At 51.8% G+C, this 26989-nt stretch carries 30 protein-coding genes, 1 tRNA gene and 2 pseudogenes; 8 read left to right on the top strand and 25 right to left on the bottom strand.

Annotation, left to right across the window (positions count from 1 at the left end; genetic code table 11):
* The 17 genes and pseudogenes from DW806_RS12950 to DW806_RS12865 form a co-directional block, all read right to left on the bottom strand.
* On the bottom strand, positions 1-1679 hold a 1679-nt coding region (locus DW806_RS12950; RefSeq protein ID WP_158578375.1), incomplete at its 3' end, for a type IV secretory system conjugative DNA transfer family protein.
* Positions 1676-2167, bottom strand: coding sequence for a PcfB family protein (locus DW806_RS12945; RefSeq protein ID WP_005934796.1), 492 nt, complete (start codon positions 2165-2167; stop codon positions 1676-1678). The genes DW806_RS12950 and DW806_RS12945, both read right to left, overlap by 4 nt.
* Positions 2168-2297: 130 nt before the next feature.
* Positions 2298-3203, bottom strand: coding sequence for a DUF6017 domain-containing protein (locus tag DW806_RS12940; protein WP_118730209.1), 906 nt, complete (start codon positions 3201-3203; stop codon positions 2298-2300).
* The gene (locus DW806_RS12935; protein ID WP_118730208.1) at positions 3200-3961 is read right to left on the bottom strand and encodes a phage antirepressor KilAC domain-containing protein; all 762 of its coding nucleotides are present in this window, start codon (positions 3959-3961) and stop codon (positions 3200-3202) included. Before DW806_RS12935 ends, DW806_RS12940 begins: the two co-directional genes overlap by 4 nt.
* The gene (locus tag DW806_RS12930; RefSeq protein WP_040650084.1) at positions 3954-4202 is read right to left on the bottom strand and encodes a hypothetical protein; all 249 of its coding nucleotides are present in this window, start codon (positions 4200-4202) and stop codon (positions 3954-3956) included. The genes DW806_RS12935 and DW806_RS12930 overlap by 8 nt, the downstream gene beginning before the upstream one ends.
* Before the next feature lie 126 nt (positions 4203-4328).
* Positions 4329-4637 (bottom strand): DUF6050 family protein, encoded by a 309-nt coding sequence (locus tag DW806_RS12925; protein WP_005934801.1) that lies wholly within the window; start codon positions 4635-4637, stop codon positions 4329-4331.
* 153 nt (positions 4638-4790) lie between these two features.
* Positions 4791-5036, bottom strand: a pseudogene (locus DW806_RS12920) (recombinase family protein); the annotation flags it as partial.
* A gap of 90 nt (positions 5037-5126) precedes the next feature.
* A pseudogene (locus DW806_RS12915) lies at positions 5127-6080 on the bottom strand (type IV secretory system conjugative DNA transfer family protein); the annotation flags it as partial.
* Positions 6080-6562, bottom strand: coding sequence for a PcfB family protein (locus tag DW806_RS12910; protein WP_002304320.1), 483 nt, complete (start codon positions 6560-6562; stop codon positions 6080-6082). The pseudogene DW806_RS12915 and the gene DW806_RS12910, both read right to left, overlap by 1 nt.
* A gap of 36 nt (positions 6563-6598) precedes the next feature.
* On the bottom strand, positions 6599-6910 hold the full coding sequence (locus DW806_RS12905) for a DUF5720 family protein (protein WP_002304317.1): 312 nt from the start codon (positions 6908-6910) through the stop codon (positions 6599-6601).
* A 10-nt stretch (positions 6911-6920) separates the two neighbouring features.
* On the bottom strand, positions 6921-7562 hold the full coding sequence (locus tag DW806_RS12900) for a DUF3846 domain-containing protein (RefSeq protein ID WP_002588969.1): 642 nt from the start codon (positions 7560-7562) through the stop codon (positions 6921-6923).
* Positions 7563-7616: 54 nt separating this feature from the next.
* Complete coding sequence (locus DW806_RS12895; protein ID WP_002304315.1) at positions 7617-8144, bottom strand: hypothetical protein; 528 nt, start codon at positions 8142-8144, stop codon at positions 7617-7619.
* Positions 8145-8152: 8 nt separating this feature from the next.
* The gene (locus DW806_RS12890) at positions 8153-9079 is read right to left on the bottom strand and encodes a ParB/RepB/Spo0J family partition protein (RefSeq protein WP_002304314.1); all 927 of its coding nucleotides are present in this window, start codon (positions 9077-9079) and stop codon (positions 8153-8155) included.
* Positions 9036-9863, bottom strand: coding sequence for a ParA family protein (locus DW806_RS12885; protein ID WP_002304313.1), 828 nt, complete (start codon positions 9861-9863; stop codon positions 9036-9038). The genes DW806_RS12890 and DW806_RS12885 overlap by 44 nt, the downstream gene beginning before the upstream one ends.
* 6 nt (positions 9864-9869) lie before the next feature.
* A complete protein-coding gene (locus tag DW806_RS12880; protein WP_002304312.1) occupies positions 9870-10799 on the bottom strand; it encodes a DUF6017 domain-containing protein in 930 nt (309 codons plus the stop codon).
* Positions 10796-10999 (bottom strand): hypothetical protein, encoded by a 204-nt coding sequence (locus DW806_RS12875; protein ID WP_223385014.1) that lies wholly within the window; start codon positions 10997-10999, stop codon positions 10796-10798. The genes DW806_RS12880 and DW806_RS12875 overlap by 4 nt, the downstream gene beginning before the upstream one ends.
* A gap of 569 nt (positions 11000-11568) precedes the next feature.
* A tRNA-Arg gene (locus tag DW806_RS12865) sits at positions 11569-11645 on the bottom strand.
* Between the two features lie 381 nt (positions 11646-12026).
* Here DW806_RS12865 and DW806_RS12860 point away from each other — a divergent pair.
* The 6 genes from DW806_RS12860 (at position 12027) to spoIIID (ending at position 16734) form a co-directional block, all read left to right on the top strand.
* Positions 12027-13394: a pyruvate carboxylase subunit B gene (locus DW806_RS12860; RefSeq protein ID WP_243022750.1), complete on the top strand. Its 1368-nt coding sequence runs from the start codon at positions 12027-12029 to the stop codon at positions 13392-13394.
* 2 nt (positions 13395-13396) lie between these two features.
* The gene (locus DW806_RS12855; protein ID WP_118481060.1) at positions 13397-13726 is read left to right on the top strand and encodes an OadG family protein; all 330 of its coding nucleotides are present in this window, start codon (positions 13397-13399) and stop codon (positions 13724-13726) included.
* A gap of 15 nt (positions 13727-13741) precedes the next feature.
* Complete coding sequence (locus DW806_RS12850) at positions 13742-14122, top strand: biotin/lipoyl-containing protein (RefSeq protein WP_118730205.1); 381 nt, start codon at positions 13742-13744, stop codon at positions 14120-14122.
* A gap of 15 nt (positions 14123-14137) precedes the next feature.
* Positions 14138-15289, top strand: coding sequence for a sodium ion-translocating decarboxylase subunit beta (locus DW806_RS12845; protein ID WP_118564533.1), 1152 nt, complete (start codon positions 14138-14140; stop codon positions 15287-15289).
* Positions 15290-15534: 245 nt separating this feature from the next.
* On the top strand, positions 15535-16107 hold the full coding sequence (locus tag DW806_RS12840; protein ID WP_158557297.1) for a TetR/AcrR family transcriptional regulator: 573 nt from the start codon (positions 15535-15537) through the stop codon (positions 16105-16107).
* A gap of 354 nt (positions 16108-16461) precedes the next feature.
* Positions 16462-16734, top strand: a complete 273-nt coding sequence (spoIIID, locus tag DW806_RS12835) for a sporulation transcriptional regulator SpoIIID (protein ID WP_118730204.1) — start codon at positions 16462-16464, stop codon at positions 16732-16734.
* Positions 16735-16801: 67 nt separating this feature from the next.
* On the opposite strand, the gene DW806_RS12830 is transcribed toward spoIIID, so the two are convergent.
* Entirely contained in the window at positions 16802-17044 is a 243-nt protein-coding gene (locus tag DW806_RS12830; RefSeq protein ID WP_110437393.1) for an AbrB/MazE/SpoVT family DNA-binding domain-containing protein, read from the bottom strand.
* A gap of 87 nt (positions 17045-17131) precedes the next feature.
* Here DW806_RS12830 and DW806_RS12825 point away from each other — a divergent pair, with 87 nt between their 5' ends.
* Both DW806_RS12825 and DW806_RS12820 read left to right on the top strand, forming a co-directional pair.
* On the top strand, positions 17132-17716 hold the full coding sequence (locus tag DW806_RS12825; protein ID WP_227600689.1) for a nucleoside recognition domain-containing protein: 585 nt from the start codon (positions 17132-17134) through the stop codon (positions 17714-17716).
* A gap of 123 nt (positions 17717-17839) precedes the next feature.
* On the top strand, positions 17840-18367 hold the full coding sequence (locus DW806_RS12820) for a nucleoside recognition domain-containing protein (protein WP_330425279.1): 528 nt from the start codon (positions 17840-17842) through the stop codon (positions 18365-18367).
* A 161-nt stretch (positions 18368-18528) separates the two neighbouring features.
* Here DW806_RS12820 and DW806_RS12815 read toward each other — a convergent pair whose 3' ends face one another.
* The 7 genes from DW806_RS12815 to DW806_RS12785 form a co-directional block, all read right to left on the bottom strand.
* Positions 18529-19404: a 3-hydroxyacyl-CoA dehydrogenase family protein gene (locus tag DW806_RS12815; RefSeq protein ID WP_118730203.1), complete on the bottom strand. Its 876-nt coding sequence runs from the start codon at positions 19402-19404 to the stop codon at positions 18529-18531.
* Positions 19405-19518: 114 nt separating this feature from the next.
* Positions 19519-20337 carry an enoyl-CoA hydratase-related protein gene (locus DW806_RS12810; RefSeq protein WP_117492168.1) on the bottom strand — a complete coding sequence of 273 codons (819 nt, stop codon included), beginning with the start codon at positions 20335-20337 and terminating at the stop codon, positions 19519-19521.
* A 260-nt stretch (positions 20338-20597) separates the two neighbouring features.
* The gene (locus DW806_RS12805; protein WP_117492167.1) at positions 20598-21788 is read right to left on the bottom strand and encodes an acetyl-CoA C-acetyltransferase; all 1191 of its coding nucleotides are present in this window, start codon (positions 21786-21788) and stop codon (positions 20598-20600) included.
* Positions 21789-21977: 189 nt separating this feature from the next.
* A complete protein-coding gene (locus DW806_RS12800) occupies positions 21978-23534 on the bottom strand; it encodes an acyl CoA:acetate/3-ketoacid CoA transferase (protein ID WP_118730202.1) in 1557 nt (518 codons plus the stop codon).
* A 44-nt stretch (positions 23535-23578) separates the two neighbouring features.
* Positions 23579-23854 carry a hypothetical protein gene (locus DW806_RS12795; RefSeq protein WP_118730201.1) on the bottom strand — a complete coding sequence of 92 codons (276 nt, stop codon included), beginning with the start codon at positions 23852-23854 and terminating at the stop codon, positions 23579-23581.
* A 117-nt stretch (positions 23855-23971) separates the two neighbouring features.
* Positions 23972-25417 carry a 4-hydroxyphenylacetate 3-hydroxylase family protein gene (locus tag DW806_RS12790; protein WP_118481065.1) on the bottom strand — a complete coding sequence of 482 codons (1446 nt, stop codon included), beginning with the start codon at positions 25415-25417 and terminating at the stop codon, positions 23972-23974.
* 109 nt (positions 25418-25526) lie between these two features.
* The gene (locus DW806_RS12785; protein ID WP_227109720.1) at positions 25527-26708 is read right to left on the bottom strand and encodes a 4-hydroxybutyrate dehydrogenase; all 1182 of its coding nucleotides are present in this window, start codon (positions 26706-26708) and stop codon (positions 25527-25529) included.
* Between the last annotated feature and the right edge of the window lie 281 nt (positions 26709-26989).

Below are 26989 nucleotides of genomic sequence, written 5' to 3'. Positions count from 1 at the left end.
TCTTCTTTCAGCTTGCTGGCGATCTGATACGGACCGTAGCCGTCAATCGTCATGGAAAAGATGCGCTTGACCACCTCTGCGGCTTCGGGGTCAACCAGCCATTGGTCTCTGGCTTCGTTCCAGAGATAGCCGTAAATGACCGTGCCTGTGAGGTGCTTGCCGGACTTGCCTTTGGACTGGAAAGTGGAACGGATTTTACGGCTGGTGTCTCTGGCATAATACTCGTTCATGATGTTGCGGAAAGGGGTAAAATCATCGTCCCCTCTGGCACTGTCCACGCCGTCATTGATGGCGATAAGGCGAACGCCACGCTGACGCAGGATTTCCATAATCTGACCGACTTTCAGATAGTCACGACCCATGCGGCTCATGTCCTTGATACACAGGTACTCCACATTCCCGGCTTCCACTTCTTTCATCATTGCCAAAAATCCGGGACGGTCAAAGCAAGTACCACTAATGCCATCGTCCGTGAAATGGACAATGTTTGTAAAGCCCTGCCGGGCGGCGAACTCTTCCAACATAGCTTTTTGATTGGAAATGGAATTGCTCTCACGCTGTTGGTCATCATCTTTGCCAAAGTCATCACGGCTCAATCGTTCGTACAGAGCTGTGATTTTCTCGTTTTTTCTCATAGCTTGCGCTCCTTTCTTCGGTTTTAGGTTGTGTGTTCTAAGAGACTTCCCAACCGATTGATTAAGAAGTCTTTTAGAGCATACAACACCAGCCGCCAGCTTGTATTTGCGGTATTGCTTAACCGCAAAGTGGTCAGGATCGCGGGCTTCCAGCTCATCGAACATGACATCCACTGGGTTCTTGAAGGTCTCATCGTCCTCTCTGGCTTCCGAGGCATTGATCATTTCGAGCAGGGTAGTAAAGTTTTTCTCGTGGTCGGGTGCCTCGTACCAGATGTAGCCGATGAGAGCTGTGTAGTAGAGCTTTTCCGCCTTCACCCAAAAATCTTCGCCGGACTTATCGCCATCTCCCTTCGTATTGACGATGATCGTATTGACCAGCTTGAGGATGTCCTTCTCGCTGCGGATGTACGCGAATGGGTTGTAGTGCATGGATTTCTTGAAATTGATGGTGTTCAGCGACTTGATGACGTAGCCGCCCTTTTCAAGCATTTTGCCGCACTCCACCAGCACCGTACCCTTCGGGTCAGTCACAACATAGCTGCTGTGCATCTGCATCAGGTTTGGCTTGACAAAAAAGCGCGTCTTACCTGAGCCGGAACCGCCGATGACAAGGATATTTTTGTTGCGGGCATATTTCGGCTGCTTCGGGCGGCTGTTCATGGTCAGGAACTCCGTCTGCGTCAGAATGACGTTGTTGGAGAACTCCGGGTCCATGTACGGCTTGATGTCCTCCGGCTTGCCCCATCGGGCAGAGCCGTATTCTTCGCCCTGCCGGAACTTCTTGCGGTTCTTGCCCTTGACGTAGACCGCCAGCTTGAGTAGCGCACCGGCAACCAGACCGACGAGCAGATCGACGGGATGAAAGCTGGGAAGCGGATTTGCAAAGGCAGTACCGAACACGGCAAAGCCGTTTGTCAGCTTGTCGATGAACTCCGTGCCGGGAGCGAGACGAAACACGGCGGCGATCTTATCCGCAAAATAGAAGGCGAAGACATACGGTAGGTTCAGAAGAACGAGCTTCTTCAGATCGGATTTGTTCACAGCTCCACACCCCGATCCTTGGTTTTGACCTTGACCTTCTCCTTGTGCTGCGCCTTGCTCTGAGCTTTCTCCTGATCCAGCTTGTGCCGGATGGACGGCTGTTCCTTCTGCTTAACAGTCTTGGCAGAGAACTCCTTGAAGGCGGCGGTCATGACATCAACGTCCCGTCCCTTGAAGAAGACAAGATAGCTGGGCGGCTCAACGGAAACGTCCTTCTTGAGCGCAAAGTCCAGACCGTATTTGCTGGCAGTCCGCTCAAAGGACTTGATGTTGCCGTCCGTCACTTCGATGTTGGAGATGGCGGCGTTCTGGCTCATCAGATGCTTGATGGACTGCTTGCCGCGATAGGTTTTGGGCTGCTGCATCTGCTTCTGCGCCTTCTCGATCTCCTGAACGAACTTGTCCAGAGCCTTTTTCAGCACCTCAGCAGAGATTTTGCCGCCCTTGATCATGATTGCAACAACTTTGGTGTTGACTTCATCCTGCATTGCTGTGTTTACCTCCTTTCCTTGGAATGATTATGGGGACTGCTGCCGAAGCTAAGGCGGCACAATCCGGCGATAGATAATTTTCATTTGCAATGTCCTCCTTTCCGAGCAATGCTCACGATGGTATTCATTAAAGAGTGTCTTCACAAAGGCTATAATCGTAGGTTTTGGGCTTCTTTGACCCTGCTGACCTGTCCTGCCCGTAAAAGTCATGGTTGACGAGCGCGGAATAGTAATTGTCTATCGTCAGAGAAGCGTTATACAGAGCAGTCAAAAGGTACGCACGGATATTGCGTATGTCTGACGGGTTCTTGTTCATTGCTTCCAGAACGTACTCTATGTGGCTGCTATTCAGCTTGAGAAAGCGGGACTTAACCACTTGCTGCGGCATATCCTCGCCATTGATACGGATGGTCGGAGCGGTAGAGCAGACGGCATCCAGCATGATGTCCATGATCTCCCGGAAGCGGTCTTTATCGAACTTCGGATCCTGACAGAGAATGTCGTAATCAAGATTCTCTTTGATAATCTCTTCATACTCGCTTCGCTCATCCATCCTGTCCATCCCATCAAGATTGATGGATTGATAGTTCTTTGAGAGAGTATTTCTTTCTTGGGTAATTACTTGATCAGTATTTATTTGTGCGGACTTATCCCCGCGTGGATTATCCACATCTGGCTTCTCCACACATGGATTTTCCGTGTGTGGCATTTCCCGTTCTGGCGTGGACTCCTGCGGCTCTTCGTATATCTCAAAGATTGTGCTGCTCATCCTGCCTTTACCGTCTCTCTGCCGGTGCCTGACGAGGTAGCCGTGCTTTTCAAGCTCACGGAGCGCGGAGAGAATAGCATCCGGACCTTCCTTGCAGATTGCAGAAAGTCCCTTGGTTGAGAACTTCCAGCCATCATTAAACGAGAGCATCTTTGAGAGAAGACCGACTGCCTTGAGTGACAGGCTCTTGTCTCGGAGGTGGAAGTTCGCCATGACGGTATAGCCACGATTCTTGTTTACGCGATAGACTGCCACAGAAATCACCTTGCCATATTGGGAAGCAGTTCTTCGCCGCACTTTTTCTGGAATTTCATCCGAATGACATCCTTGCCCTTCGGCGTGAAGTAGGTCTGAGAACCGGTGTAGCAGTACGTCACGAAATCGCGGACGATGAACAGTCCGGCATTGCTGTCCTTGTTGTAGGGAAGTAGCTGCCCGGAAGGAGAGCGGAACAGGTACTTTTCTTTGAGAAGGAACTGGACGAACTTGCGCTCCGGGATTTTCAGTTCCTTCGCCGTCGTTCGGATATTGGTGCAGTCATCCGGATTGATGAAGGCGTCGTAGTAATCAGCTTTGGGCTTTGCCGTGTTCAGCTCACACTCAAGAGCCTTTACGCGATTCTTTTCCAAAATCAACGCCTGAGCAAACTCCACAATGACCGCAGGTTCCTTCTGAATGCGTTCCAGAAGGGAGTCCGTCATGTAGCCGCCGGTCTTGCGAATGGTAGGAATGACCTCATCAAATACCCACAGTTCAAACTTTTCAGCCGCAGGAAGGTTGCTGCGAATAATTAGCCGATAAACGTCTCCTTCCGGGATGAAGTTGATACTCTGAACTTTCCCGCTGATAGGGGTAGAACGTTTCGTTATAGCCCTGCAATGGTCGTTGACCGCCTTGTTCGGGTTGGTGTAACCGAGTGCCTTTGCAACATCTGCCGCACAGAACAGAACTTTTTCTCCTTCGAGGATCGTTCTTACCTCACCAAACTGTTCATTCTTGAAGATTTCGATTTTGTTATCCATGACTGGCTTCCTTTCCGGCATCAGATGTGCCACTTTGATTTTTGAGGGTTGAAACGGGATTGCAGCAGTAGGGACACTCCGCAAACACGCAGGACTGATATTTCCAGAAGGGACGATGAAAACGGCAGCTTCGGCACTCAGGGAGAATGCCATCCACACCGCTGTCATAATGCTCAAAGCCGGGTGTGGTCTGCATCAGCAATTCCAGTGCTTGCAGATCACCGGCTGTCATGCGTTTCATGCTTAAAAACTCCTTTCTTTCGCCGCATCGCCAGCAAATATTGCGGCTTTTGGGCAACAAAAAAAGAGGGTTTGCTTCTTACTCCAAATTGGAGAAGAAACAAACCCTCTTCGTTTACGATGTAGTTCAGATGATTTCTCGGATGGTATGAATGACACCGAGCAGCAGCCCGATGAAGAAGGCAAGTCCTCCGATAAGACCGCCTATGATTAAGTTCAATGCGAAGATGCCGACTGAGCCGGAGATACCGTAGCCGCTGGGAACGAGCCAGAGGCACATCCTCCGGATGCCGAATGGCAAGCCGACGCAGATCCACATAAGGAAGTAGTCACATACGCCGTCAGGCATATAGATCGGCTTGAGAAATGACGCGAGGCAGAACGCAAGCGCGATTGGAAGCAGAACCTCCTTCAAGAAGACTTTGATAGCACCCACTATATCCTCCTTCTGCCGGAAGTGTGCAGCAGCACCCTCCGGCTTGCTTGATTATTGTGAAAGTCCTTTGTTTTCGGTCAAAAAAAGAAGGGACTAAGCCAGAATGCCTTGATTTTCAAGGTCTTTCTGATTTAGTCCTATTATCGCACAATAATCCTTGATGACGATTGCCTCTACACGCCCTGCCTCCACTTCCTCCATCATCGCCAAAAATCCGGGGCGGTCAAACCGGGTGCCTGAGATACCATCATCGGTAAAGTGCATAGGGTTTGGCAGCCCATTCCGGCGGGCAAAATCCTCTAACATCTGTTTTTGGTTGGATATGGAATTGCTCTCGCCCTGTAACTCGTCGTCCCGGCTCAGGCGCTCGTACAGTGGGGTAATTTTTTCATTTCTCATGGCTGTACCTCCTGAAACAAAAATGCTCTAAGTGATTGCTTCACTAACCATGACAAAATCATGATTAAGAAGTCACTTAGAGCATATATCACCGGCAGCCAGCTTGTATTTTTTATACTGACGGACTGCAAAGTGATTCGGCTTTTTCTTTTCCAGGGCTTCAAACATCAGATCCACCGGGTTCTGGAACTCCTCATCATCTTCCCGCACCTCCATTGCGTTCAGGAACTCAATCAGGGTGGAGAAATTCTGTTCCTCAACCGGAGCTTCATAGTGGATATATCCGATCAAGGCACAGTAGAGCAGCGTTTCCGCCTTCGTCCAGAACTCATCACCGGCTTTTCCATCACCCTTTGTGTTGGCAATCAGCGTTGTCACCAGTTTCAGAATGTCTTTTTCTGAATGGATATAGGCAAATGGGTTATAGTGCATCGACTTCTGAAAGTTGATGGTGTTGAAAATCTTGATGGTGTAGCCATGCTTCAAAAGGGCGTTGCCGCACTCAATCACGATGCTGCCTTTCGGGTCAGTGACCACATAGGAACTGTGCATCTGGAGAAGGTTTGGCTTCAACCAAAAGCGAGTTTTACCGGAACCCGAACCGCCGATAATCAGAACATTCTTATTTCGGGCATTGGCAGGATTCTTCGGGCGATTGCTCATCATCAGCCGCTCCGTTTTCGTCAGGATCACATTGTCCTCGAACTTTGGTGCAATAAACGGCTCAATATCTTTTGCCGTTCCCCAACGAGCAGAACCGTACTCAACATTGTGTCGGTACTTCTTTGCGTTTTTGCCTTTTAGATAGACAGCCAGCCGAAGTCCTGCGCCGCAGAGAATACCAATCAGCAAATCCAACGGGTGAAAGCTGGGAAACGGATTGTTCAGGGCTATCGGAAGGGCATGAAAAAAGCTGAGGATTTTCGCAGATGAATCTGCCCCCTCAGCCAATCTCCATGCTTCTCCTAAATTCGTAGCGAACAACCCTACCAGAAAATACGGTAAATTCAGAATCAGGAGCTTTTTCATTTTTCTCTTATCCATCACAGATCACGCTCCTGTTTCTTCTCTCGAACCTTCTTCGGAATCGCTGCGACAATTTCCTTGAACTTCTTCAGCTGCGCCAGAACGCTCGGCTTTTCATTCTTGGTTAATGCCCTTGCCTGATGTTCCTTGCAGATTGCATCCAAAGCATCTGCATCTTTAGAACGGACAAAAACAAGAAACCGGGGAGGATCAACGGACTTATCTTTTCTTACGGCAAAGTCCACGCCATACTTCTTGGCGAGCTTTTCAAAATCACGGATACTCTCTTTGTCGATCTCAACATTCGTAGCACCCTGATTCTGTCCCAAAAGCTGTTTCACGGATTGCTTTCCATGAACGGCAGGGTCTCGTGCCTTTTTCATCTTCACTTTTTCCCGGTGCTGCAAATACTTGCGGATACCGGCAATGATAGTGCGCCCCGTCAGCTTGGTTGTGCTGATCGCCAGGTTTACTGTTCTGTTTTCAACTTCTTCCTGCATGATTCATCACCTCCTGCAAGCAGTAGAGTGAACAGATTATCGTGCCATATCTCTGTGGTCGTAATACAGATTGCCCTTGGCAACTGCGGCATGGCTGATAATCTTGATATTGCCAGCTTTCTGGTTATCCAGAGCCTTCTGATAACCCACATCGCTCAAATACAGGCGATTTCTTTCGCCTTTCCAACCGACAGGCGATTCATCGGTCAGCACATCGAAAATAATCATGTGCTTGGTGGCGTCATCAAATCGTGCCAAGTCCATATAGGTATGTCCCTGGTACTCCTTGGCACCATCCTGAATCCGCTTTCGCTCCATCAGCTCTCCAATCGTCGAATTTCTTTGCATAAGAACCTCCTTACAGAACATCTCGGTCAGGGTTACTTTTGTGGGGAACCGAATCAGCTTTGACAGGTGCATCTTCTTTCTTCACCATGTCATCCGGCAGGGGAAGCGCCATAATGCTGCGCCCCATGCGTACAAAAGTCTCAGGCTGATGAAAGTGTTCCTCAAACTGCTTCATCAGTTCCGGGGACAGAGAACAAAAATCATCCTCGCCCAATCCCACAACCAGAAAATCACCGGCGATAATGTCATAAATATCGCCGTCATCATCACGCAGCGCACGGTTCAGTTCTTTGCCTACGAGTTTACCTTCGTCGTGCATCACCAGTGCAACCGGCTCATTGAACGGATAAGTTGCCTCAATATCGCCACCTACGGCTTTCTGCAAATCCTCCAGCTCACAGCCGATCTGCACAGCCTGCGGATACATGAACGGCTTTACCAGCAACACATTCATGGTATCTGCCTGTTCTTTCTGAACCTCCCGTTCCTCGGTCGTGCCGAACGCAACACCGGTAAAGTTTTCGGAGTCCAGAATGTACTCCGAATTGTAATAAGCGGCTCTAACCTGTTCCTCTGCCGCATCGTGAGATTCTGCTTGCACCGTAACCGTTTTCTCCAAGGTTTCGGTGATCTTCACATCGTATTCTTTCAAGTTTCGATACCTCCGTTTCTTTGGAAATAAGAAAAGCGACCATCCATGAACCTGTTACAGTTCATAAATAGTCGCATCCACATCGGCTAAAAGCTCGAACAAGCAAATATCGTCCAGTTCGCAAATCAGGGAACCCATGTCGAAGAAAATATCGTCCTCGCATTCCACCGTAGTAACCACGCTGCGGTGTTCGTTAAGACAAATGGCTTCTTCCTTGTCCATCGTGATCGTAGACATACAGGACACCACATAGAATGTCATATCTTCTGCTAACCACAGCTCCTTGCTCTGAATCGTGCGAACTTTTTCATCGCCGCTCATATCTTCTACATAGGACAGAAGCCGCACGGCTCTGCTGTTCAGAAGTACCTTTCCCTGATAGTCGATACCCTCACCAGCAGAGGACAATACTCGATACTCGCTAATCATCTCGGCATTTTTCTGAAACGACTTTGCCAGAAGCGCAGGAGAAATATCATCGAACTCCTCACTGTAGTTTACGAGCATATCTACCATATAATCAGGATCGCAAAGGTCGTAGAGTTCTTCCAAAGCGCCCTGAATGTTTTTGGGTGTAAACATTTTTTACCTTACCTTTCCATTGATTTTTCTCTTTTTTTCTGCCATTGCTCCAAAAGCTGAATGATTTTATCCTCCATCTGCTTGTTGGTATAGGACTTCGGGAAGTATTTTCGCAACGAATCCGTTTTGAAGGTTACTCTGTCCAGCTCTCCCTTCTTGATTTCATTCATAATCTCGCACATCGCATCCAGCGTACACTCGCCCTCCTGTGCGAGCTTTTTAATTCGCTGTGCTTGCGAAAGGGAAGGAGCTGCTTGAGCATAATCCATTGCAGAAAGAAAATCCTTCTGTTCTTCACTTGCCAGATAGGAAAGCTCCACCGCAGGATTGAATTTGATCTGACCCGTATCTACCATATCCAGCAGTTCCGGAATCAGTTCGGTCAGACGGATATAACGGTGTACCTGATTTCTGCTTTCTCCTGCCTCCTGACCGACTATATCCATTGCCTGCAACTTCATCCCAACTTGGGATGAAGTTAAATCGGTGCGTTGACCTTGATGTTTAATCGCATCCAGCTTCATCTTATAAGCAAATGCTCTTTCACTCGGCAGGATACTCTCCCTCTGCAAATTCGCATCAACCATCAAAATAATGGCTGCATCATCGTCCAGGTCACGAACAATCGCAGGCATGGTTTCCTTACCCGCAAGCTCCGATGCCCGGTGCCGCCTGTGACCAGAAACGATTTCATAACCACCGTCGGGGTCAGGACGGACAATCGCAGGAGTGAGAACTCCGAAATCTCGGACGCTCTCTGCCGTTTTCATCATTTCTTCATCATCAACCACACGGAAGGGGTGTCCCTCAAAGGGGTGTAGCTCAGAAAGCGGAATTTCCTGCACACGCTCCTGCTGGGCTTCAGCTCTGGATTGATCGGTGGAGAAAATATCATCGTACCCCTTCAAGCTGATGTTTGCGCCTTTTTTCTGCATTGTTTAACACCTCCTTCGTCAGAATTTTATAGGCTTCGGCAACTTTGCCTTTGGGATCATGCTTGAAGATACTGGTTCCCTCTGCGCTGATTTCCTCTGCACGGACAGAGCGGGGAATGTCGGTCTTGTAAACCTTCAGCTTTCCGCCGTAGCTCTCCCGAATCAGATTGCTGATGTCTTTGGAGTAGTTGGTGCGGCTGTCCACCATCGTCAGAAGAATCCCTTCAATCCTCAGTTTCGGGTTGATTTGCCTCTTGACCTTGTTGATGGTTCCAAGCAGCTGTTCCAGACCCTTTGCAGGAAGGTATGCTGCCTGAACCGGTATCAGCACATTGTCGGCAGCTGCCAACGCATTGACGGTCAGCATACCCAAAGACGGCATACAGTCAAGAAGAATGTAATCATAATTCTGTTTGACTGTATCCAGGTATTGCCGGAGAATGGTTTCCCGGCTCATGGCATTGACCAGTGCTACCTCCATACCTGAGAGTTCGATGTTGGACGGCACCAAATCAACGCCCTCCGGATGATGAAGAATCCCTTCATCGGGAGTAATAGGGTTTTCCATCATAATCTTTCCCATCAGATCGGAAAGTGTCGGAGACAGATCATCCGGGCAGGGATTGCCCAAACTGACCGTCAGGGAAGCCTGGGGATCGGTGTCTACCAGAAGCACCTTTTTTCCTTCAAGAGCCAAGCCAACGCCCAGATTCTCGGTGGTGGTGGTCTTTCCAGTGCCTCCTTTCTGATTGACCACCGCAATGATGGTTGCTTTTTTCGACATTTATCGTCACTCTCCTTCCTCTCGCTTCATTTTCAATTTCTTAAATCCTCCTTCCAAATATCCGTGTGACATATCGTGCCGAACAAGAGCATCGTAGTAGGTGTCTATTGTCGTCGGCGCATTGTATATCGTAGTCAGCATATACTGACGGATATTTCTAATCTTTGTGGTGTTCTCCTTGAAGCAGTCCATAACATATCGAATGTGTTCGGCATTCAGTTTCATAAACCGACTGCGGACAATTTCTGCCGGACGCTCCTCTGCACCAATGCGAATCAACGGTCGCTTCGTGCAAACTGTTTCAACGATCAACTCCAGAATGTTATCCAGCATTTCGGAATCGTAAGGGTAATCCTTCTTCAACAAATCCATACTAAGCTGATCCGAGAAATAATCAAAGTATTCTTGATACCGGTCATTCTCGTCCATCATTCCACCATTTCCGGAAGGAAAGATAGAATCAGTATCACTAAATTCAGTATTTTTAATATCAGTATTATTACATTGTGATTTCGGAAGTTCTTGAGTTGTGATTTCCATTGTTCCAGAATTGTGATTTTCACAATTCAAGAGTTGTGAATCCACAGCAGAGATAAAGTTCTTCACATAGATCAGGTTGGGCTTTCCCAAACCCTGGCGCTTACGTTCAATCAATCCTGCTTTCTTCTCAAGTTCACTGAGCAGCTTGATAGCCTTTTGTTCAGCACAGTTCAGAGCCATCTTCGCTTCGTCGATTGTAAAAATGATATACACTCTACCGTTTTTATCTATCCAACCATTCTTGGCAGACAGGCTCATGCGGTCAAGCAAAATGCCATACAGCATCTTGGCATCGGCAGAAATATTCCAGAACCTCTCGTTCGTGAACAACACCTTCGGAACTCGATAGAATGTGAATAGATCGGATTGCTGACCGTAAAAATAATCAAAACTCACACGGCTTCACCACCTTCTTTCTGCGGAAAACTTTCTGTTGTCAGCGGAATGCTGCGGAAAGTCGTATCCGTCTTTTCGTAAGGACATCGGGCAAAATAGTAGAAGCGGTATTCCTGTTCATACACATCCATATCAACGAAGCCCCACTTCACGCATAACCTTCTTCGTACACCAACCAATGCACGGGTGATCTCGCCCATAGGGACAGCCATCACATTCCGACTTGGGTTTCGGCGGCAAAGAGATTAAGTAGTAGCAATTATTTCTACCCAGACGGCAGCCCTTTCTGCCATTCGTCCAGAAGTAGCAGTAATGACAGTCGCTCGGCTTGTCTGCGGTATAAACAGGCTTGCTCAAATAAAACACCTCCAATCTCTTGTATTTGCCCATGGGTTTGGGCATAAAAAAAGAGCGCCTATCCATCCCCAATGCGGGGCAAATAGACGCTCTATGTACATAACGATATTTAATTTTATCTGCTATAACTGCATGGTATTCAAAACATCCGCCTTTTTTGATTAGCTGGATTTTTGGCACGATTTTGGGGCTGATTAGCAGGAAGGGCATTTTCATTAGCAAGAACAGCCCGTTTTCTGCTAAAAATTAGCTGGCGATTTTGTCTTATAACAACCGTTCGATTCTGGAGGGGTTGTCAAAAATCAAATTTTGGAGTAGAATTTTATCTCATACAGTGAAAGAGCTTTTTCGTAGCTTTTTATATAAGAAAAGCCGAAAACCCTTGAAAACAAAGGCTTTCGGCGTTGTTCACTGGCGTCCATAAGAGGATTTGAACCTCCGACCCCACGCTTAGGAGGCGTGTGCTCTATCCAGCTGAGCTATATGGACGTGTCTGATATATGATTATAGCCCGATCAAAGTCGAACTGCAATCCCTTATTTAGTTTTTTTTGAGGTGGCCGTTGTAACGCAACCTTAGGAGGCATGTGCTCTATCCAACTGAGCTACTGAGACATAAAAACAAAAGTTTTCGCGAGCGGCTCTTTCGTGCGGAATCGCAGCACGCGATATATTTATATTACTGCATTGAGAGCAAAAAGTCAATTCCGAATGCGGTGAAAAAAGTAAAGTGCAGCTGTGCAAAATTAAAAAATCATAATCTTGCAAGCGGGTGCAGAAAGTGATATGATACAATTATATATATGGGGTTAATGAGGGGAATCATGAAACCCATTTATTTCCCGAAGGAGGGGGCATACTTGTGAAACAAATGCACATCACCGAAACGGTGCTGCGTGACGCGCAGCAGTCGCTGATTGCGACGCGAATGCCGTTTGAGGATTTTGAGGGCATTCTCGATGAGATGGATCAGGCCGGTTATCACTCGATTGAGTGCTGGGGCGGTGCGACCTTTGATTCCTGCCTGCGCTATCTGCATGAGGATCCGTGGGAGCGTTTGCGCAAGATCAAATCTCACATGAAGAACACCAAGCTGCAGATGCTGCTGCGCGGTCAGAACCTGCTCGGCTATCACCATTATTCGGATGATACCGTGCGCCGTTTTGTCCGCAAGAGCATCGAGAACGGCATGGATATCATCCGTATTTTTGATGCGCTGAACGATCTGCGCAACATCGAGACCGCTGTGGACGAATGTCTCAAGGCAGGCGGCCATGCACAGGGCTGTATCTGTTACACACTGAGTCCGATCCACAATCTGGAGATGTTCGTTTCGCTCGGCAGGCAGATCGAAGCCATGGGCTGTAACTCGCTGTGCATTAAGGATATGGCGGGCATTATGTCTCCGCAGGAGTGCTATGACCTGGTTACCGCACTCAAGCAGAACATCAAAATTCCGGTTTATGTGCATACACACGCGACCACCGGTCTGGGTTATATGACTTATCTGAAGGCAGCGGAAGCCGGTGCGGACGGCATCGACTGTGCGACCTCGTGCATGTCGGGCGGCACCAGCCAGCCGGCGACCGAGTCCATGGTCTACGCGCTCCAGCAGATGGGCTATGACTGCGGCGTGGATTCCAAAACGCTGCATGAGATCAACGAATTTTTCGTGCCGGTCAAGGACAAGTTCGCGGCGAGCGGTATGTTCGACCCGTATGTCCTGTCCACCAAGACCGATGCGCTCGTGTACCAGATCCCGGGCGGCATGCTGTCCAATCTGGTGGCACAGCTGAAGGCACAGAACGCAATCGACCGTCTCGATGAGGTACTCGCCGAAACGCCGCGCGTGCGTGCCGATATGGGCTATCCGCCGCTGGTAACGCCGCTTTCGCAGATGGTCGGCGTACAGGCAACGGTCAACGTTCTCCTCGGCGGCCGTTACAAGTCGATCGGCAAGGAGATCAAGAGCTACATCCGCGGCGAATACGGCAAGGCACCGGGCGAAGTCAATCCCGAACTCGCCAAGCAGGTGCTCGGCGACGAGCAGCCGATGACCGGCCGCTTTGCCGATACGCTTGAGCCGGAATTTCCGGCTGCACGCGAGCATCTCGGCACGCATGCCCGCAGTGAAGAGGACGTCCTGTCCTATATCGCATTCCCGCAGCAGGCAGAGCAGTTCTTTGAGCGTCGGGAACAGACCTTCACCGCAAGCTATTCGTTCAAGGAGGTTAAGTGAGCATGGTACACGATCCGATTAGCGTACTGGACGCGCTCATGATCGCCCTGTCCGGTATCGTTATTGTATTTTTGATGCTGGCACTTCTCTGGGGTGTCATCGCTGTTATTTCCCGTGTGATGGGCGCGCTCGAAAAGCACACCGCGCATCCGGCTTCGGTCGGTGCAGCGGCTCCGGCGGCTGCAGCTCCGGCAGCAGCACCGGCACCTGCTCCGCAGGTCAAGCTGGAAGGCGTCAGCGAGGTGGAGGCGGCCTGCGTTATGGCTATCGTCAGCCACGAAACGGGCATTCCGCTCGATCAGCTTGTATTTAAGTCCATCAAGGCGGTTTAAGGGGAGAAAAGAAACATGAAATATCAGGTATCGCTTAACGGCAAGCAGTTTGAAGTAGAAGTAGAAAAGGGGTCGGTAAGCGCAGTTCCGACCGGCGCGGCTCCCGCACCGGCACCGGCTGCAGCAGCACCGGCACCCGCGGTAGCGCCGGCTCCGGCAGCAGCACCCGCAGCAGCGCCTGCAGGTGGCGAGACCGTCGCAGCGCCCATGCCGGGCACCATTCTGGATATCCGATGCACGGCAGGTCAGGCCGTTAAGGGCGGCGATGTGCTGTTTATTCTCGAGGCCATGAAGATGGAGAACGAGATCTGCGCACCGCATGACGGCACGGTCGGCTCTGTCTGCGTACAGAAGGGCGCTTCCGTACAGACCGGCGCAGCACTCTGCACGATGTAACGGGAGGCGCGTACTATGCAATTTTCGTTTTTCGGTGCATTAGGCAGCATTCTGGCAAGCTCGGGCTTCGCGTCCTTCGCGGAGGACCCGCGCAGCCTAATCATGATCATCATTGCATGCGTGCTGCTGTACATGGGTATCGGCAAAAAGTTTGAGCCGCTGCTGCTCGTTCCGATTGCATTCGGCATGCTGCTGGCCAATCTGCCGCTGACCGGTTTGCTCAATGCACCGGTTGACGGTTCCAGTCCCGGCATGCTGTGGGTGTTCTATCAGGGCGTCCAGCATGCGATTTATCCGTCCATCATTTTTCTGGGCATCGGTGCCATGACCGACTTCGGCCCGCTGATCGCGCGCCCGTCCTCGCTGCTGCTGGGTGCAGCGGCACAGCTCGGCATCTTTTCTGCATTCCTGCTGGCGCTGGTGCTCGGCTTCCCGGGCGCAGTAGCGGCAGCCATCGCCATCATCGGCGGTGCGGACGGTCCGACCTCCATTCTGGTCGCTTCCCGTCTGGCGCCGGATTACCTGCCCGCCATTGCTATTGCGGCGTACTCGTATATGGCGCTCATACCGCTTATCCAGCCGCCGATCATGCGCCTGCTGACAACCAAGAAGGAGCGCGAGGTCAAGATGGAGCAGCTGCGTCAGGTTTCCAAGACCGAGAAGATCGTATTCCCGATCGCAGTTGCCATCATTGTTATCCTGCTGATTCCGGATACCGCTCCGCTGATCGGCATGCTCATGCTGGGCAACCTGCTGCGTGAGTGCGGCGTAACCGACCGCCTGAGCGACACCGCGCAGAACGCGCTGTGCAACATCGTCACCATCTTCCTCGGTTTGTCGGTAGGCTGCAAGGCGATTGCGTCCACCTTCCTGACCTGGGAGACCATCAAGATCATCATCCTTGGCCTGATTGCGTTCACATTCTCGACCGTCGGCGGCCTGCTGTTCGGCAAGGTTATGTATAAGCTGACCGGCGGCAAGGTAAACCCGCTGATCGGCTCGGCCGGTGTATCTGCCGTTCCGATGGCAGCCCGCGTTTCGCAGGTTGAGGGTCAGAAGGCCAATCCGGCAAACTTCCTGCTCATGCACGCGATGGGCCCGAACGTAGCCGGTGTCATCGGCTCCGCTGTTGCCGCAGGCTTTGTCCTCAAGGTATTCGGCGCGTAAGTACAAAGCAAAAGAACCCGAATTATCGGGTTCTTTTTTTGCACTCTTTTGGTTGAGAAGAATTGAAAATCAATTTGTAACGGGATGCACACGATATCCCGTAAGGAGAGCACATTGTGCTCCCACGCAAAGGTAAAACATCACGCTAATTCTCCATCTTGCATTCTCAATTTTTTATGCTTTCTTGACAATTTATGTCGCCCTGTTTTATAATAAATGTAAGAAATGAACGGGTGGTCCTTATTGTGCAGGTACTAAAAGACGAACTTCGACACAAAATTCTGCTCGAATCCGAGCATTTATTCCTGCAGCGCGGGTACGACCGCACCTCACTGCAGATGATCGCGGACAAGGTAAATATCAGCAAGAGCAATCTCTACCACTACTTCAAAAACAAGGAGGAGCTGTTCTACGAGCTGACCGACAGCGCTGCAGACGGCCTGAAGCGCATGATCCTGCGCTTCCGCAGCATGCGGTTTGACCTGAACATGGACGCGCAGGAATTCCGCATGCTGCTCACTGAGGAGGTACTCTCGCTGCTGCTGGCGGAGAAATACGGCCTTCTTCTTATCATGGAGCAGGCCAACGGCACTCGATATGAAAACCTGCGGCCGGTAATGATTGAACTGATTGCGTCCAAGATCGTGCCCATGCTGGCCGACGAGGAGAACAGCCCGATGATGGCGCAGATCATGGCACGCAATCTGGTGGACGGGACGGTGCATATCCTCAAGAACCGCGTTCGCCCGAGCGAGGTCCGTGCCGGACTGAATCAGCTGATTACCTATCACACACAGGGAATGCACGCGCTGCAGTAAGCAGCGCGTGAGGCTGTCGAAAAACTCCGTTTTTCGAGCAGCCTCTCGATTGAAACCACGCTTTCAATCGAATCTTGACGAAAAGCCGCGCCCTGCGGGCACAATTTTTCGTCCCTTGTATAATTCCCGAGGTACACGCCCCCGGGAATTATGAATTTGCTTCGCAAATTCTATTTTATGCGTGCTACCGCACGAAGCGTAAAAATTAAAATAATACTTTTTTGACAGACTGACGCGCTGCAGTAAGCAGCGCGTTTTCTTTTGCCCTCAAACGGATACAAATGCGTTCTAACTGTCCCCGAACCAACATACACTGTCACAGATGAAACCTCATCAGGCAGGAGGGAAACAGCGGTGAAGGGCTTACCGGAGGAGCGCACGATCCGTCTGGCGCAGTACATGATCGAGCAGAAGGCCACCGTGCGGCAGACTGCGGCACGGTTCGGAATATCCAAGTCAACTGTACATAAGGATATCACAACGCGCCTGCAAAAGCTGAATACCGAGCTGTATGAGCGCGTACAGACCGTTCTGCAGGTGAACAAGCGGGAGCGGCATATACGCGGCGGCAGAGCCACACAGGCGAAATACCGCGCCGAAGCGGCGCAGCGACGCGGTGAAAAATAAAAAAACCGACTTTCCAAGCGGAAAGTCGGCAAACAGAAGCAGCGTGACAGTGTTGCTATGTAAAGGCTTAAAGCAGGCCGAGCTCATGTGCACAATCGCTGCAGACATTCTTACCCTTGAAGTGGATAATGTCCTTTGCGTTACCGCAGAATACGCAGGACGGCTCGTACTTCTTGAGGACGATATGATCGCCGTCAACGTAGATTTCCAGAGCGTCCTTTACTTCGATGCCCATAGTGCGGCGCAGCTCAATCGGGAGCACGATGCGACCAAGTTCATCAACCTTACGAACAATACCGGTGGATTTCATTTTCAACACACTCCATTTCTTTATCATAAAAAATGTATTACCAAATCCCACTCACTTGGGATGTTGGACGGAAGGGGGGAACACGATATGCTGTCCGTTATCTGGACGGTGTTCCTTTGTATGGCGCTGCTATGCGGTGCGGTCACGGGCAGGCTGGCAGAGGTTACGGCAGCGGTACCCACAGGGGCTGCGGAAGCGATCACGCTGGCGATCAGTATCACCGGGCTGATGTGCTTCTGGAGCGGTGTGATGGAGCTGCTGCAGGCTTCCGGACTGGCAGAGCGGCTGTCCCGTCTGATGGCTCCTGTTCTGCGTCCCTTGTTCGGAAGCGCATCGCAGGATAAGCAGGCGATGGAAGCGGTAAGCGCCAATGTAACGGCAAATTTGCTGGGGTTATCCAACGCGGCAACGCCGTTGGGATTGCGTGCGTCAGAGCGGCTGTATGTTCTTGCAGGGCGGAGCGGAGCGCCGGATACCGTGCTGACGCTGATCGTGCTGAACGCAACCTCAATTCAGCTGATTCCGTCTACGGTGGCGGCGGTTCGTGCGGCTTGCGGAGCACACGCGCCATTTGATATTATGCTGCCGGTGTGGGGAGCTTCTGCGGCTTCCGTTGCGGCGGTGCTGCTCAGCAGCAAGCTGCTGCGTCCTTTTTTTCCGGATGGGGAATAGCGGGACAGGTAAGTGCGCCTTACAAGTAGTATTATCACACATGAAAAGCAAGAAATTTGTCGAATAAGCAAACAATTCTCAAAAAATTTCCAAACGAGGGAAATAATACAAGGAGGGAGATTGTTGCAGATTTTGCAGAACGCGCTCATTCCGGCACTTTTGGCGGGAATCAGCCTGTATGCGCTGTGCAAAGGCGTGGACGTATTTCCAACTTTTCTGCGCGGTGCAGCCGTCGGTTTGAAAACCGCGGTGCAGATACTGCCTGTTATGGTCGGGATGCTGACAGTCGTGTTCATGCTGCGCGCCTCAGGTGCCGTTGATATTGCGGCAAGCGTGCTCGCGCCCGCACTGCGTATACTGGGCATACCGAAAGAATGCACAGCCCTGACCCTGCTGAAGCCGATCAGCGGAGGAGGAGGACTGGCGATGGGCAGTGAAATTATACGACGCTGCGGACCGGACAGCTATGCCGGACGCGTGGCCGCAGTGATGCTGGGAGCCTCGGAAACCAGCCTGTACACGATCAGCGTGTACAGCGGGCACCTTGGTTTAAACCGAACCAGATATGCTGTATTTGCGGCATTGTGCGGTGATCTGGCAGCATTTACCGTCTCTGCAGCATTGGTTAGAATATATTTCCCATACAATTAATATTATATCGTGTATGTTAAAAAATTACCATAGCTTATGTCAAAAATTAGCGAATTAAATAAACATTACTTGTATTCTTTGTGCAATATGCGAAAAATACAGGCTGAGAAAATAAAAAGCATCTATGCCGAAGCACAGATGCTTTTCATATTGCAAAGCGATTACTTCTTTACGATCTCCTTGCCGAAAGGACCATCATAGTCGAAGAAGCCCTTGCCGGTCTTAACGCCCAGCCAGCCGGCACGAACCATCTGACGCATCAGCGGATGCGGACGGTACTTCGGGTCGCCGGTCTCGCGGTACAGCGTCTCCATGATTGCGAGGTTTACATCGTGGCCAACAAGGTCAGCGGTGTGCAGCGGGCCGGACTTCATGCCTGCGCCAAGCTGCATGGCAACGTCGACATCAGCAGGGGAAGCGATGCCGTCAGCAACGATACCCATTGCCTCGTTCATCATCGGGATCAGGATGCGGTTTACAACGAAACCAGGACCTTCCTTAACGGCAACCGGGGTCTTGCCCAGGGATGCCATCAGGTCAAATGCGGTCTGGAAGGTTTCGTCCGAAGTCTGGATCGCGCGGGTAACCTCAACCAGCTTCATGATCTGAGCCGGGTTGAAGAAGTGGCAGCCGATGAACTTGTCCGAACGGTGCGGGATGCAGGCAGCCATCTCGGTGATGGACAGACCGGAAGTGTTGGAAGCGAAGATGGTGTGAGCGGGGCAGATCTTGTCCAGATCCTCCAGCAGGTCCTTCTTCAGATCCATGCGCTCCAGAATAACTTCCATGATGAAGTCAGCATCGGCAGCGTCCTTGCGGTCAACCGAGGTCTTGAGGGAAGCGAGCAGCTCGTCCTTGCGCTCTGCGGTCATCTTGCCCTTGCTTACGAGAAAATCGTAATCGTGTGTGATAACGGTCTTGCCGCGCTCGGTGAACTCCGGCTTGATGTCGATCATGGTAACGTCATGACCTGCGTTCAGAAATACCTCAGTGATGCGTGCGCCCATGTTGCCAGCGCCGAATACACAAACTTTCATGCTAAATTAACCTCTCTCTCACTCTTTGCGGATGGATGAACAGGTATTGCGAATATTGATTAGTCAAAACCGCACAATCTGGTTTTGAATTGTGCGGTCCGACTGTCTCAATGCTTACTTATTCTTGAATTCCTTAGCCGGCTTGTCGCGGTTCTTGTCCAGGAAGTAAGCCATGCCGTACTTCTGATCCTCGGTAGCGAAGCACTGTGCGAAGCAGTTGCCCTCGAACTTCAGAGCGGAGTTCAGGTCGGTCTGCATGCCAACGTTTACAGCTTCCTTAACCAGAGAAACAGCGATCGGAGCCTGAGCAGCGATCTCCTCAGCCAGCTTTACAGCCTCGTCGAGCAGGTTCTCCAGCGGATATACGTAGTTAACCAGGCCCATGTCCAGAGCGTCCTGAGCGGTGTAGTTAGCGCGAGCGGTGTACAGCATTTCCTTAGCCTTGCCTGCGCCTACGAAGCGAGCCAGACGCTGGGTGCCGCCGCAGCCCGGGGTGATGCCCAGACCAACTTCAGGCTGACCGAAGGAAGCGTTCTCGGAAGCGAGACGGATGTCGCAGGACATAGCCAGCTCGCAGCCGCCGCCGAGGCAGAAGCCGTTGATGGCAGCGATAACCGGACGCTTGAAGTTCTCGATCTTCCAGCAAACGCGGTTGGACTCGTTGCCGAACAGCTTGCCCTCTGCACAGGTCTTGGTAGCCATCTCGGAGATGTCAGCGCCTGCAACGAAGGAGTTAACGGTCTTGCCCTTCTTGTTAACGGTGGAAGAACCGGTCAGAACTACTGCATAAACGTTGTCCAGATCCTTAGCCAGCTCGTCGAATGCCTCTTCCAGCTGTGCGTACATGTCGGTGGACAGAGCGTTCATAGCCTTCATGTGCTCGATCTTAACAATCGCAACATGACCCTTTTTTTCGATTACTACGTCAGTCATTTTTAAGACTTCCTTTCAGAATATGTGCTATGAGCGTAAAACGCTCAAAAGCAATCTCCGTTCGGAGATTACCAAACATCCAAAGGATGTTTGCAGTCAAAATAGAACAGAAGCGAGCTTCTGTTCGTAAAAACCCGCGACATGCGCGTGGGTTTTTACACCCCGACCCAACCGCCGTGGGCGGCGTCGTTCGGGTATCCAAAATCAGTTTCTACGGAACTGATTTTGGTATATAGGGGGTACTGGGTACCCCCTATAATTTACTTGCAGAGCTCGTCGCGCTCAACGATGATAGCTTCGCCCATACCGCCGCCGATGCACATGGTAGCCAGACCGATGGTCAGGTCGCGCTTGATCATTTCGTAGATCAGGGTGGTGGTGATGCGGCAGCCGGCTGCACCGATCGGGTGACCCAGAGCGATTGCGCCGCCGTTTACGTTAACCTTGTCCATATCAAAGCCAAGCTCACGGTTAACAGCAGCAGCCTGTGCAGCAAATGCCTCGTTGGACTCGATCAGGTCGAGGTCAGCAACGGTCAGACCTGCGCGGGACAGAGCCTGACGGGTGGACTCGATCGGACCTACGCCCATGATGGACGGATCGCAGCCTACAGAGCCCCAGGCACGAACCTTAGCCAGCGGCTTGAGGCCGTTTGCCTTAACGAACTCCTCGGAAGCGATGATCATTGCAGCGCCTGCATCATTGATGCCGGAAGCGTTGCCTGCGGTTACGGTGCCGCCGTCCTTCTTGAATGCCGGGCGCAGCTTGCCGAGGATCTCCAGAGTGGTGTTCGGCTTTACATGCTCGTCGGTATCAAAGATAACGGTTTCCTTCTTCTTCTTAACCTCGATCGGAACGATCTCGTCCTTGAAGCGGCCGTTAGCGATGGCAGCAGCTGCCTTCTGCTGGGAAGCGAGAGCGATCTCGTCCTGCATCTCGCGGGTGATGCCGTACTTTTCAGCTACGTTTTCTGCAGTGATGCCCATGTGGTACTGGTTGAATACATCAAATACGCCGTCGTATACCATCATGTCGACCAGCTTCTTGTCGCCCATGCGAGCACCCCAACGGGTATCGCGGGAGATGTACGGAGCACCAGACATAGACTCGCAGCCGCCTACCAGCATCATCTTGTTCTCGCCGGAACGGATGATCTGGGTGCCGAGGGAGATGGCACGCATGGAGGAAGCGCAAACCTTGTTCAGGGTCATAGCCGGGGTGGTGATCGGCAGACCGGACTTCAGGCAAACCTGACGTGCTACGTTCTGGCCTACGCCGCCCTGCAGTACCTGACCGAACAGAACCTCGTCGATTGCTTCCTTGTCAACGCCTGCACGCTCGATAGCTGCCTTTGCAGCAGCGGTGCCAAGCTCGGAGGAGTGTACATCGCGGAGGGTGCCGCCGTAAGTGCCGATTGCGGTACGGGCAGCGGAACAGATGTAAACGTTCATTTAGCTGTTTCTCCTTTTCTACTGATGCGGCGAAAAAACTATGCCGCCGCATGGTGATGGAAACTCGATTTTTGAGTTCGTTAATATTTTATCAAACTATTCTGCAGAATGCAAGGGGAATTGGTCGATTCTGTAAAATTATATGAAAAGTCCAGTTCCCGTTTGCGTAATCTGCACAAATAGAATTGATTAGTCGTTAGCCAGACCCATCAGCTCGTCACGGAAGATACGAGCGTCCATGGTCTTGATCTCGTCAGCCATCTTCGGAACGAAGTCCATCTGGTCGAGGATCTGGGTCTGCAGGTCGATGCCCGGAGCGATCTCGGTCAGGGTAACGCCTTCCGGACGCAGCTCGAATACGCAGCGCTCGGTGATGTACAGAACCGGCTGATGTACCTCGTTAGCGTAATCGCCGGAGAAGGTGATGTGCTCAACCTGCTTAACGAACTTCTTCTTAGCGCCTTCCTGGGTGATAACGAGCTTGCCGTCCTTGCACTCAGTCTTGAGGCCCTTTGCAGTGAAGGTGCCGCAGTAAACAACCTTCTTGGCGTTCTGGGTGATATCGATGAAGCCGCCTGCACCTGCCAGACGGGTGCCGAACTTGGATACGTTCAGGTCGCCGTTCGGAGCAGTCTCGGCCAGACCGAGGAATGCAACGTCAAGACCGCCGCCCTGATAGAAGTCGAACTGAACATTGTGCGGGATGATGCACTGTGCGTTGGCAGCAGCGCCGAACTGGGTGCCGCCGTACGGTACACCTGCGATGGAGCCTGCCTCAACGGTCAGGGTCATCTTGTCGGAGATGCCTTCTTCAGCAGCTACGTTAGCGATCTTCTCCGGTGCGCCGGTGCCGAGGTTTACGATAGCGTCCTGCGGCAGCTCCATAGCAGCGCGGCGGGCGATGATCTTCTTAGCGTCCATCGGGATCGGCGGGATAGCATCAACCGGGATGCGGAACTCGCCGGTCAGCGCGCCGTCGTACGGCATGCCGAGGCACTGCATGTTCTCCTCATCGGTGCCGACTACAACAGAGTCAACATAGATGCCCGGGATAGCAACCAGCTTCGGGTCCAGAGAACCGCCCTGAACGATCTTCTCAACCTGAACGATTACCTTGCCGCCGGAGTTCTTGCACGCCTGAGCCATAGCAGTTACGTCCAGAGGACCGATCTCACGATGTACGGTGCAGTTGCCGTACTCATCGCAGTAGGAAGCACGCAGGAATACAACGTTGATCGGGAAGCCCTTGTACAGCAGGCGCTCCTGACCCTCGATGTTAACGATCTTTACCAGATCTTCCTTGGTAACGTCGTTCAGCTTGCCGCCGCCGTTGCGCGGGTCAGCGAAGGTCTTCAGGCCAACGTGGGTGATGGTGCCGATGTTGTGCGCAGCGATATCGCGGTACATGTGCGAGATAACGCCCTGCGGCAGGTTGTAAGCCTCGATCTTATTGTTCAGAGCCAGCTCGCCGAGCTTCGGAGCACGGTCCCAGTGGCCGCCGATAACGCGCTTAACCATGCCTTCATGGCCGTAATGGTCACCGCCGGTGCCATCGCGGTGGCCCTGACCGGCTGCAAAGAACAGGGTCAGGTTCTGCGGGTGGCCGGTCTCAAGAAAACGCTTCTCGAGAGCCTTGGACAGGGTCTCCGGGCAAGCACAGGATACGAAACCGCCGGTAGCAATGGTATCGCCGTCCTGAACCTTCAGAGCAGCTTCCTCCGCGGTGATGATGCTTACTTTCTTCATGTTTATCAATCCTCCTGATAATAGTGCGACCGGTTTTACAGTGGTCACGCCTGCGACGTGAAAGACCTGATTCTATCTATCGCCTGCGGAATCTCATCCGCTGCGGCAACAACAACACGGTGCGCGGCCTCGATCTCCTCATAGAGATACGGGCAGCCGGTGCAGCCGCGCAGGATCAGCAGTACGTCATATGGAACACCGTCCTCCGGATAGGAGAATGAGGCGGTATCCAGAAGGGCAGCGCAAATCGCCTTGTAGGCATCGCCGCGCTCATAGCGCGGATTGCAGCCGCCGCAGAATTTTACTGTGCAGCGAAGCAAGGCGCACAACCCCTTTCTATGTAGCATTTCCGAATGTTACCATAGGGAAACAATGGGTAATAACACAAACACAGGCACTCACGGGTGCTCCATGAGTGCCTATAGTTTGCTCAGAGATTACTTGATGCGAGCAATCTTCTTTGCCAGTTCCTTCTTCATTTCAAGGTTGGACTGACGGGCAATCATGATGCGCTGAGCCTGCGGCGAGCCTGCACCGTGCATGGACTCCGGCAGATAGCCGACAGCTGCAGTACCCATGGTCATGTTCTCGATCAGGCGCAGCAGACGCATACGGTCCTCAGTCGGAACGGAAGCAACGCCCTTGAGGTACTTCTCGATGTACGGCTTGAGCTCCGGGTTGCGGTAATCAGCCTCGGACGGCTGGGTTACCATCAGGCCGCCTGCCAGATCCTGTGCCAGACGAGCGATCTCGTACGGGAAGCGGGTAACGTTCTGCTTGCAGACGTTAGCCAGCAGCAGGTCGATCAGATAGTTGCCTGCCTTGGTCTTGGTGCCCTGAGAGGAGCAAGCGATACCGCAGCAGTACAGGGTCTCGTTCAGGTGGGTCATCTCGATCAGCTTGTCCTTAACGTGGGAAGCCTTGGAGGAGCCAGCCATATCGCCAGCCAGAGCGGTAGCGCCGATCAGAACGTCGCCTACGCCGACCTTGCAGCCGCCGTAAGACTGACGGTGATAGCCTGCGAAGCGCTCTACGATCATGCCGGCAAACTTAACTTCGCCATTGAGGAAGATGCGGTCGTTCGGAACGAATACGCGGTCGAAGATAACGAGAACTTCGTGGCCGCCGTATACCTTGTTGCCAACGTCGATGTCGTTGTACTCTTCCATCTTGCGGGTGTCGCAGGACTGACGGCCGTAGATCAGGGTGATGCCCTTGGAATCGGTCGGAACTGCGAAGGAGATCGCGTAGTCCTCGTCGCCCTCACGCATGGAGATGGTCGGCATTACCAGAACCTCGTGAGAGTTTACGAAGCCGGTCTGGTGAGCCTTAGCGCCGGTAACGTATACGCCGTCAGCGGTGCGCTCTACAACGTGCAGGAACAGATCCGGATCAGCCTGCTTGGACGGAGCGAGGGAACGGTCGCCCTTAACGTCGGTCATAGCGCCGTCAACTGCGAGATCCTCATCCTGCACGCGGGTCAGGAACTTGAGGAAGTTCTCATGGTACTTGGTGCCGCAAGCCTCGTCGATCTCGTAGGTGGAGGAGAATACAGCGTTCATAGCGTCCATGCCTACGCAGCGCTGGAAGCAGGCTGCAGTCTTCTGACCGAGCAGACGCTGCATCTTAACCTTCTTGATCAGGTCGTCGGTGGACTGATGCATGTGGGTGAAGCGGTTGATCTTCTTGCCGGAGATGTGGGAGGTAGCAGTCATCAGATCCTGATACTGCGGGTCCTCAGCCAGCTCGTAGGTAGCGGCGAAGGAGTTCAGGGAAGGACGGATAACCGGGTCGTCAACCGGGTTCTCTACCTTCTTGCCGAACATATACAGGTTGAGGTTCAGCTTGCGCAAGGATTCAATGTACTGGTCTTTGGTCATCATAAGTGATCAAGTATCCTTTCTCATTACAATTTGGTGCACATAACATGAATAAAGAAAACAGGGCGGGGAGACGGGACTCCCCGCCCTATTCAGGCGTTACATACGGAAATTAGAAGCACTCTTTGTATACGCGCTCGCTGAGCTCGATGCTCCACGGACGGTAAGAGTTGGTGATCAGACGCTGCTGGTTTGCATCAACAGACAGTGCAAATGCCTTAACGTCCTCTTCCTTGAAGCCGTACTCATGCAGCGGCTTCAGGTGCAGAACCTTCTCCAGGGTTACATTCAGGGTGCGCAGAGCGTCGTCCTTGGTGCAGCCCAGGCAGCGAGCAACGATTTCCTTGAACTTGCCCAGCTCGCCAGCCGGCTCGTACTCGTCGTACATCTCGAGGATCTTGCCGAACAGAGCGTAGTTGGACTCGCCGTGCGGAACATGGTAGGTGCCGCCGAGCGGGAAGGACATGCCGTGTACGGTTGCACAGCCAGCCTTCAGGAATGCGATGCCTGCGAACAGGGAAGCATGAACGAACTCGCCGAGGTAATCCATACGAGCGTCCGGGCCTTCCAGAGCGATGCGGCGGAAGCCCTCGAGGATCATCTCCATAGCCTTAACGGAGAACATCTCGGAGGTAACGGTCTTGCGGTGCGGGGACAGGAAAGACTCGGTAGCGTGGATCAGAGCATCGATAGCGGATGCTGCGAACGGCTTGTACGGCAGGGTCTTAAGCAGATCCGGAACCAGGCAAACCTTGTTCGGGATGATGTCGTCGGAAACCAGGCCGAGCTTGGTATCGCCGCCGGTCAGCTTGCCGTCCTTCTCGTCCTTAACGATAGCAACAGAAATGTTGGTAACCTCAGAACCGGTACCGCAGGTGGTCGGGATAGCGATAACTTCCTTCTCATGTACAACAGGCTCACGCTTGAAGTACAGCTCATGTACGGAGGTCGGGCGCTTGCAGCCGAGCAGCTTGCAAAGGTCCATGATAGCACCGCCGCCTACTGCGATTACGCGGTCGTAGGAATCGTACGGAATAGCCTCGTACATGGTCTCGATCATAGCCTCGGAAGGCTCGCCTGCACCGAACTTCTCCTGGAATACGAACTTGCTCTTGAGGCCAAGCTCTTCCATGAAGGGCTTGTAGATGAATTCGTTGGTCAGAACGACGTCGCGCTCGCCCAGCTTGAACTCCTCAGCGAAAGCACCAAAGGTGTCAAACTTGTAAATAGTCGGGGCAATGACGATCTCTCTCTTGTCCTTCATCAGGGAGGCGCTGAAAGCATCCATAGCCATAGTAGAAACATCTCCAATCAAAAATTTTATAAAAGGCCGTGCGGCTTTTTATTACATGATTTTACAGGGTGGTTTTTTCCTGTGTTCTTATTGTAGCAAATTTGCGCCAAAACTTCAACACAAACAAACAATAATTTCATCAAAAATTGACCAACTAAACCTGTACAAAAAGACAATAAAAAGTCCCGCAATCTTATTACGGGACTATTTTAACGTATTTATTGTGATTTGTAAATGGGGTAATGGTGAAAAGTACCGAAAAGTTTTTGTATAAATTTCCG

This window comes from Butyricicoccus sp. AM32-19 (assembly GCF_003480365.1).
Taxonomy (GTDB): domain Bacteria; phylum Bacillota; class Clostridia; order Oscillospirales; family Butyricicoccaceae; genus Agathobaculum; species Agathobaculum butyriciproducens.
The sequence above is the reverse complement of the archived record's forward strand: the minus strand, read 5'-3'. Positions and strand labels throughout refer to the sequence as shown.

Excerpts from the sequence above, each read along its gene's own strand:
- DW806_RS12945 (WP_005934796.1), bottom strand. The coding sequence starts at position 2,167 with ATGCAGGATGAAGTCAACACCAAAGTTGTTGCAATCATGATCAAGGGC.
- DW806_RS12935 (WP_118730208.1), bottom strand. The coding sequence starts at position 3,961 with ATGGATAACAAAATCGAAATCTTCAAGAATGAACAGTTTGGTGAGGTA.
- DW806_RS12930 (WP_040650084.1), bottom strand. The coding sequence starts at position 4,202 with ATGAAACGCATGACAGCCGGTGATCTGCAAGCACTGGAATTGCTGATG.
- DW806_RS12910 (WP_002304320.1), bottom strand. The coding sequence starts at position 6,562 with ATGCAGGAAGAAGTTGAAAACAGAACAGTAAACCTGGCGATCAGCACA.
- DW806_RS12905 (WP_002304317.1), bottom strand. The coding sequence starts at position 6,910 with ATGCAAAGAAATTCGACGATTGGAGAGCTGATGGAGCGAAAGCGGATT.
- DW806_RS12895 (WP_002304315.1), bottom strand. The coding sequence starts at position 8,144 with ATGTTTACACCCAAAAACATTCAGGGCGCTTTGGAAGAACTCTACGAC.
- DW806_RS12890 (WP_002304314.1), bottom strand. The coding sequence starts at position 9,079 with ATGCAGAAAAAAGGCGCAAACATCAGCTTGAAGGGGTACGATGATATT.
- DW806_RS12885 (WP_002304313.1), bottom strand. The coding sequence starts at position 9,863 with ATGTCGAAAAAAGCAACCATCATTGCGGTGGTCAATCAGAAAGGAGGC.
- DW806_RS12875 (WP_223385014.1), bottom strand. The coding sequence starts at position 10,999 with ATGGGCGAGATCACCCGTGCATTGGTTGGTGTACGAAGAAGGTTATGC.
- DW806_RS12860 (WP_243022750.1), top strand. The coding sequence starts at position 12,027 with ATGCACATCACCGAAACGGTGCTGCGTGACGCGCAGCAGTCGCTGATT.
- DW806_RS12855 (WP_118481060.1), top strand. The coding sequence starts at position 13,397 with ATGGTACACGATCCGATTAGCGTACTGGACGCGCTCATGATCGCCCTG.
- DW806_RS12850 (WP_118730205.1), top strand. The coding sequence starts at position 13,742 with ATGAAATATCAGGTATCGCTTAACGGCAAGCAGTTTGAAGTAGAAGTA.
- DW806_RS12845 (WP_118564533.1), top strand. The coding sequence starts at position 14,138 with ATGCAATTTTCGTTTTTCGGTGCATTAGGCAGCATTCTGGCAAGCTCG.
- DW806_RS12830 (WP_110437393.1), bottom strand. The coding sequence starts at position 17,044 with ATGAAATCCACCGGTATTGTTCGTAAGGTTGATGAACTTGGTCGCATC.
- DW806_RS12825 (WP_227600689.1), top strand. The coding sequence starts at position 17,132 with ATGCTGTCCGTTATCTGGACGGTGTTCCTTTGTATGGCGCTGCTATGC.
- DW806_RS12815 (WP_118730203.1), bottom strand. The coding sequence starts at position 19,404 with ATGAAAGTTTGTGTATTCGGCGCTGGCAACATGGGCGCACGCATCACT.
- DW806_RS12810 (WP_117492168.1), bottom strand. The coding sequence starts at position 20,337 with ATGACTGACGTAGTAATCGAAAAAAAGGGTCATGTTGCGATTGTTAAG.
- DW806_RS12805 (WP_117492167.1), bottom strand. The coding sequence starts at position 21,788 with ATGAACGTTTACATCTGTTCCGCTGCCCGTACCGCAATCGGCACTTAC.
- DW806_RS12800 (WP_118730202.1), bottom strand. The coding sequence starts at position 23,534 with ATGAAGAAAGTAAGCATCATCACCGCGGAGGAAGCTGCTCTGAAGGTT.
- DW806_RS12790 (WP_118481065.1), bottom strand. The coding sequence starts at position 25,417 with ATGATGACCAAAGACCAGTACATTGAATCCTTGCGCAAGCTGAACCTC.
- DW806_RS12785 (WP_227109720.1), bottom strand. The coding sequence starts at position 26,708 with ATGGCTATGGATGCTTTCAGCGCCTCCCTGATGAAGGACAAGAGAGAG.